Here is a 6,266-nt window from a genome sequence, read left to right as displayed (position 1 = left end):
GCACACCGGCCCGACCTCAAAGACTACCTCCTCGGCCCAAACGCAGCACGCGTCGTCAGACACTCAGAAGTCTCAGTCTACGTCGTGCGCTGATCAATAGCCGGTCATTTCAAGGTAGCCGCGCCCTGTGTGACTGCCTGATACCATGATCGGGCCTTCCCAATACTCAAATCGCGTTGCCATCCATGCTTTGGGCGTCAGGGCCGTGACTTCGACATCCACTCCGCGTTCAGGCAATTCAACGCGCCAGCGAACGGGGATGTCTCGCTCTGCGATCCGCGCTTTGTCCAGCGGGGTGAAACGGGTTGACCCGTCCGGCAACGGGGTTGTGGTGCCATCTGCGCCAATCCATGTGGCCGCCGTGAAATCTTGTTGCGTCCCGCGAAGACGGAATGCCATCAGCTTGTCTCCGTCGTCAAAACTGAGCGAGAACCAGTCCCATCCGATCTGATCCGCGGCCAGAGGTTGCGAGGACCATTCTCGATCCAGCCAGCCCTGACCCTGCACGGCGACATTGCCTTCCGGCAGGTGCAAAGTCCCCTCAACACGGTAGAAGGGCTGCGAATAGTAGTGGCTTGCCTGTCCTTCGGCGGATTTTACGGAATATCCGTCCGCCCCGTGAAACACCAACGGGCCTTGGGCTGTCAGGCTCAGGTCATACGTGAACTCTGCGCCGCTGGCGCGCAGCTGCAAGCTGTTCAGATCATTCCCTCGCATATACCAATCATCGACCCATGCCTCGAACGGCGAGGCCGTCACTCCGGCCTGACCGATGCCGCCGCGCGAGAGACGCTCGGCCAGAAAATGGTTGTCAGGCGTGGTGATGGCAGCGTGGCCCAGCCAAAGCTGAGGGTTTTGCCAGCCATCCGTTTCAAAGGGCTTTAGCGCTGAACGGAACAATGTCCACTGGATACCATAATCGCGCCCGTCCTCGCCTTGCAGATTGGCCGTCAGGTACCACCACTCGATCCGGTAGTCGGGGTGAGGACCATGGTCAGCCGGGAATTGAAATTGATATCCGCGTTGGGGGATCGCAAAGCCTTCGGCGGATCCGCCTAGGCCCGCATAGCCTTGCGCGTGAGCCCAATTGGGTAGAAGCAGAACGGCGATCAGAAACCAAGCCCTAACGTTCATTGGCAAATACCCTCAGTAAGTCCGCAGGTGGCAGGCGCAGCAGGCGCAAGGCAGGCAGGGCGGCCGCAACAAAAGCCGCCAGAATGGTCAGCGCCAGAAGATAGGCCCAATCCGCAGGGAAAAGATACATCGGCAAGCGCCAGCCAAAAGCCTCGACATTGATGACGGCCAGCAGGGCCCATGCAAGTGCAAGCCCAAGTGGCAGCGCCAGCACTGCTGTCAGTGCGGCCAACAGGATACTGCGCAACACCTCGAGCCACGCCAGCCGATTCCGGGTTAGCCCCAGCGCCCAGACCGGCGCGATCTGGGGCAGGCGCTGGGTCCACAAGGTCAGCAGGCTGGTCAATATGGCAAACCCGGCCACACCCAGCGTCAGGACATTCAGAGCCGAGGTTACGACAAATGTCTTGTCGAACACTGCCAGCGATTGCGCCTTGATCGCCGCTTGCTGAACCACGGCGCCCGACGGCAGATCGAACCGGTCTTGCAACTCCTGCGCCAGAGCCGAGGCACGCTCGGGCGGTATGCGAATGCCGAATTGCCGTGTCTCGACCCCCGGTGCGATCATGTCCAAAAGCGGCATTGCGATAATGGCCTGTCCGGTTGGGTTGCCATAGTCGGAATAGACGGCGGCGATGGGCAAGGTGGTCGCCGATGTCAGCGCCAACTCATCGCCGGGCCAGAGGTTTTGACGTCGGGCGAGTTGCTCGTTGATCAATACTGCGCGCCCCTGCATCACTTGGTCCCACGCGCCGTCGGACGTGGCGATCAGCGGCCAGTTCTCGCGATAAGTCGGATGGTCCAGAACGCCGTATAGGAACAATGGACCGCTTTCATGCGCTATTTCGGTGTTGCGAATGGGCAGGATCATATCAGCCTGAGGGGCAAGCCACTGGGCGATCTCTTGGCCCTGCGCATCGTCGGCGGCGGTCAGGTAGAGTTCCGAGGCCAAACGCTGATCGAGCCAGCCGGTAAAGGTCAGGCGGAAGCTCGACACCATCGTGCTGACGCCGATATTGGCGGCCAGTGCCAGCAGTAGGGCCATCAATGCCAGCGAAAGGCCCGGTAGTTGCGCGCGCATATCCGACCAGACCCATTGCGCGACGGGGCCGTTCGCCCGAGCCCCGAAGCCGCGTAACAGGATGGACAGAAGGAACGGAAGCAGTAGGGCCGAGCCGGTCAGAAGGCCCGCGACCAGGATGAACCCAGCGATCAAGCCTCCGATCGCCAATTGCGCGCCGATACCCAGAGCAATCGCGGCTACTCCGGCCATCGCGATCACCCGTCGGCCCGAGGCAGCGCTGCGCCAGGCTTGAACGCCTGCCCCGGACAGCAGCGGCAGGTGGGCTAGTCGATACAGGGCGTGACCGCTGGCCAGCAAGGTACCACCCAGCGCCATGGCAAGTCCGGCCAAAGCCCATTGTGGTTGCAGGCTGATCTGCCCGCTGACTGGCGCGCCGTATAGACCGCGCAGCGTGGCGGCCACATCGGGCAACAGGGCACCAGCGATAAAGAACCCGAGCAGCAGACCCAACACGCCGCCGATCAGGGCCAGTAGGGTCAACTCGGCCAGAATGGTCCAGACCAGCCGCCGCATCGACACGCCAAGGGCGCGCAACGTGCGGATCATCGCGCGCCGTTGGGCGAAGGCCAGCCCAACCGTGCCATGAACGATGAAAAGACCCACTGCAAAGGACAAAAGCCCGAAGGCGGACAGGTTCAGATGAAAGCTGTCGGTCAATTGCGCGGTGTCCAATTGGTCCGCGGCGGGGATACGGTCGAGATCGGGGGTGATCTCTGGCAGAGCGGGCAGGCCCTTCGGTTGTTGTGGCAATACGACCAGGTGGCTGATCTGGCCACGACGGTCCAGCAGGGTTTCAGCCACGCCGATATCGGTCAGGATCAAACCGGGTGGCAGGGCGTCGCTGATCAGGACCGGCGGCAGAGACTGCTGGTTTTGCAACCGGTCGGCCACTGGGGGCGTTGTCAGCAAGCGACCCGGTGCGGTTAGCATATCGGCAGGGTCAGGCGGGGCAGCCCCTTCTTCGACCTGAGTAACAGCGGGCAGGGCCGGGTAAGCGACCATATCAATACCAAGCAACCGGAATCTGTTTTCTCCGATACGAACCGAGCCTTCAAGCACAGCGGCCACCTGCCAACCTGCGCGTCTGAGCGTTGCATATTGCTCAATCGGGATCGTCCCCGAGGGGTTGCGCAGCGTGTCGAAGCGGCCCAGCAACAGTTGCTCGTTGGCGCGCTGATAGCTGGCCCGCGCCTCGGCATTGATGGCCTGAACCGCAGACCACAGGCCCGTGGCCAGCGCAATGCCGATCAGCAATGTGGCCAGTTGCAACCGATGCGCCCGCCAATGGGACAGCAGAGCCAGCAGGACGACACGCGTCATGCCACCCGCCCACCAGACAGATGCGCGTGATGATCCAGTCGCCCGGCAATGTCCTGTGAATGCGTGACAAGCAGCAGCGCAGCCTTGGTTTCCGCGATCAGGGACAGCATCAGGTCCAGCACCGTGGCGCTGGCGGTTTCGTCCAGATTTCCCGTCGGCTCATCCGCCAACAGCAGCTTGGGTCGTGTTGCCATGGCGCGTCCGATGGCGACGCGTTGCTGCTGGCCTCCCGACAGGGTCTCGGGGTATCGGTCCAGTAAATCGGACAGTCCCAGTCGCGTGGCCAGATGATCGACCCATTCTGCATCCAGCCGGGTCGCAAGCCGCGCGTGAAAAGCCAGGTTCTGCGCGACAGTCAGTGAAGGGATCAGGTTGAACTGCTGAAACACCAATGCCGCGCTTTCACGGCGCAAGGCCGCCCGACCGGGATCGTCCAAACCGGACAGAGCGGTCCCGTCCAGCGTGATCTCGCCCCCGTCGAACCCATCAAGCGCACCCACAAGGTTCAAAAGCGTGCTCTTGCCGCTGCCGCTTTCGCCCGTCAGCGCCAGAGTTTGCCCGCGATCAAGGTTCAGCGTCACCCCTTGCAAAACGGGGCGACCACCCGGATAGGATTTCCGAACGTCGTCGATCTTCAGCAGCATTTCCAAGCCTCTAACGATGTCCGTCACAATGTGGACCCTTCGGCATTGGTGTCCAGACCAGAGTTGATTTCGCACCCTTTCGTCGCAGCCGGGCAGGTGGGGTTGTTCAGCCCTGTTGAACACGTCATGGTGAGGTCAAGTGGTCACAATGAGACGGGCGAGCATGACATTACCAGAGCAAATTGTCTGGGGCAGTCTTTATCTGGGGATTTGCTTCCTGATCGAGATCGTGCTGCTGACTTGGTGTACGCAGGTGATCCGAGTGCTTTCTCTGCGGTTGGAGCAGAGCAAACGGTTCTTTACCATCGCAGCACCTTTATGTACCGCGCTGGCGTTTATCGTTCTGATTCATACGTTTCAGGTCTGGCTATGGGCCGTTGTGTGGGTGCTGGGGGAAACACTGCCGGAATGGAATGAGGCGCTCTATTTCTCATTGGTGACATTCACGACACTTGGCTATGGCGATATTGTCTTGGGTGAGGGGCTGAGGATTTTCGGCGCCTTCGCCTCGGTGACGGGCCTGTTGGCGTTCGGGTTGTCCACAGCCTTCATGGTCGCCTTGATGACCCGTGTTTTTCAGGAAGAGTTGATCTCTTAAAGGATCGGCGCAAAGAGCCGCGCCAGAGGGGAGCCGAAGCGGATATAAAGGCGTTGTTCGGACAGGTCGCGGTCCAGCTCGTAGCTTTGTTCGAAATCCGCCTCCAGCATTTGGGCCACCGCATTGGCGGCGCGGCTGTCAAAAAAGAGCGCCATGGCCTCGAAATTCAGGCGGAAGGATCGGTTGTCTAGATTCGTGGTACCGACGGCGGCCAACGTGTCATCCACGACAAAAGCTTTTTGGTGCATGAACCCGTTGGTATAGCGGAAGACCCGCGCGCCACAGTCGCGCACCTCGTCGAAATAGGCAAAGGCTGCCAGCCAGGGCAGGCGGTGATCCATCACTTCGGGTACCAGAATACGCACGTCTACGCCACGCAGGGCAGCGTGCTGAAGGGCGGTCATTATGTCGATATCGGGCACGAAATAGGGCGATGCGATCCACAAACGCTCTTTCGCCTCGGTAATGGCGGCAAAGAACATCATTGAACCGGTTTCTGTTTCGTCACCGGGACCAGTTGCAACCAAAAGCGCGTTCATGTCCTGATCAGACTCCGAGCCTGCCCAGTCCAGATCGTCGATCAGGTCTTCTTCATGGGCCCAGTGCCAATCTTCGGTAAAGATCAGTTGCAACTGCCGGACGATATGACCGCTCATCTTGATATGCGTATCGCGCCAGTGCCCGAAATAGTTGTCTTGCCCCAGATATTCGACGCCTACATTGTGCCCGCCGATAAACCCGGTTTCACCATCGATGATCACCGTCTTGCGGTGGTTGCGGTAGTTGAGCTGAAAGCGGTGTTGTGGCCCGCGCCGATCACGCGGGTTGGCAATCTCGACTCCGGCTTCGCGCAGCGTGTCCAGATAGGCCGTGGGCAGGCCATAGCTGCCGACAGCGTCAGTCATGAAGCGCACGCTCACGCCACGCTGGGCCGCGTCGATCAGTTTGGACTGCAACCTTTGGCCCAGCGCGTCATCGCGCACGATGTAGAACTGTATCAGGATGTAGTTCTGCGCCGCATCAATCGCCTCGAATATGGCGTCGAACGTGGCTTGCCCGTCGACCAGCAACGCGGCCCCGTTCCCGCGCGAGACGGGCAGGTGGGCAAGCGCCTCGAACGGGCGCGGGTTGATCCGCATCGTGGCCGGATCGGGTCGTGAGAAATCGGCGAATGTCTTGATCCCTTCGACCACACTTTCGCTGTGCTTGCGCGCGATGCGATAACCGCGAAACCTGTGGTGGCCCAGAAACAGATAGAGCGGGACGCCAAACACCGGGGCCGAGATCAGGAATACCACCCAGCCTACGGCCCCTTGCGGCGTGCGCGCGGTCTGCGCGGCGCGGATCGCAAAGACTGCCGCCAGCACATAAAGCGCAAAGACAAGCGCAGAAACAAGCAATGTCCACACGGGGTTATAGGCCCTCGTTCCAGTTATTTGCCCCAGTGTATCCCCGTTTGCGATCCGGGGCTATACGCGTGCTGAGA

5 protein-coding genes and 1 pseudogene are annotated in these 6,266 nt (G+C 60.6%); 2 read left to right on the top strand and 4 right to left on the bottom strand.

Annotation, left to right across the window (positions count from 1 at the left end; translation table 11 throughout):
- A pseudogene (locus ACR0L1_RS23285) lies at positions 1 to 93 on the top strand (universal stress protein); the annotation flags it as partial.
- Here ACR0L1_RS23285 and ACR0L1_RS23280 read toward each other — a convergent pair.
- Genes ACR0L1_RS23280 through ACR0L1_RS23270 form a run of 3 tightly spaced genes read right to left on the bottom strand, consistent with a single transcriptional unit; the run spans position 94 to position 4,182 of the window.
- Positions 94 to 1,134: a lipocalin-like domain-containing protein gene (locus tag ACR0L1_RS23280; protein WP_480861032.1), complete on the bottom strand. Its 1,041-nt coding sequence runs from the start codon at positions 1,132 to 1,134 to the stop codon at positions 94 to 96.
- A complete protein-coding gene (locus ACR0L1_RS23275; protein WP_480861030.1) occupies positions 1,124 to 3,538 on the bottom strand; it encodes an FtsX-like permease family protein in 2,415 nt (804 codons plus the stop codon). Before ACR0L1_RS23275 ends, ACR0L1_RS23280 begins: the two co-directional genes overlap by 11 nt.
- Entirely contained in the window at positions 3,535 to 4,182 is a 648-nt protein-coding gene (locus ACR0L1_RS23270; protein ID WP_480861028.1) for an ABC transporter ATP-binding protein, read from the bottom strand. Before ACR0L1_RS23270 ends, ACR0L1_RS23275 begins: the two co-directional genes overlap by 4 nt.
- Before the next feature lie 163 nt (positions 4,183 to 4,345).
- Here ACR0L1_RS23270 and ACR0L1_RS23265 point away from each other — a divergent pair, with 163 nt between their 5' ends.
- Entirely contained in the window at positions 4,346 to 4,780 is a 435-nt protein-coding gene (locus ACR0L1_RS23265; protein WP_170769812.1) for an ion channel, read from the top strand.
- On the opposite strand, the gene cls is transcribed toward ACR0L1_RS23265, so the two are convergent.
- Positions 4,777 to 6,189 (bottom strand): cardiolipin synthase, encoded by a 1,413-nt coding sequence (cls, locus tag ACR0L1_RS23260; RefSeq protein ID WP_480553028.1) that lies wholly within the window; start codon positions 6,187 to 6,189, stop codon positions 4,777 to 4,779. The genes ACR0L1_RS23265 and cls overlap by 4 nt on opposite strands.
- Positions 6,190 to 6,266 lie beyond the last annotated feature (77 nt).

It is taken from the genome of Ruegeria sp. J8 (genome assembly GCF_056531925.1).
Note: the sequence above shows the minus strand (reverse complement) of the source record. Positions and strands in the feature narration are given on the sequence as shown.

Excerpts from the sequence above, each read along its gene's own strand:
- ACR0L1_RS23265 (WP_170769812.1), top strand. The coding sequence starts at position 4,346 with ATGACATTACCAGAGCAAATTGTCTGGGGCAGTCTTTATCTGGGGATT.
- ACR0L1_RS23280 (WP_480861032.1), bottom strand. The coding sequence starts at position 1,134 with ATGAACGTTAGGGCTTGGTTTCTGATCGCCGTTCTGCTTCTACCCAAT.
- ACR0L1_RS23270 (WP_480861028.1), bottom strand. The coding sequence starts at position 4,182 with ATGCTGCTGAAGATCGACGACGTTCGGAAATCCTATCCGGGTGGTCGC.
- ACR0L1_RS23275 (WP_480861030.1), bottom strand. The coding sequence starts at position 3,538 with ATGACGCGTGTCGTCCTGCTGGCTCTGCTGTCCCATTGGCGGGCGCAT.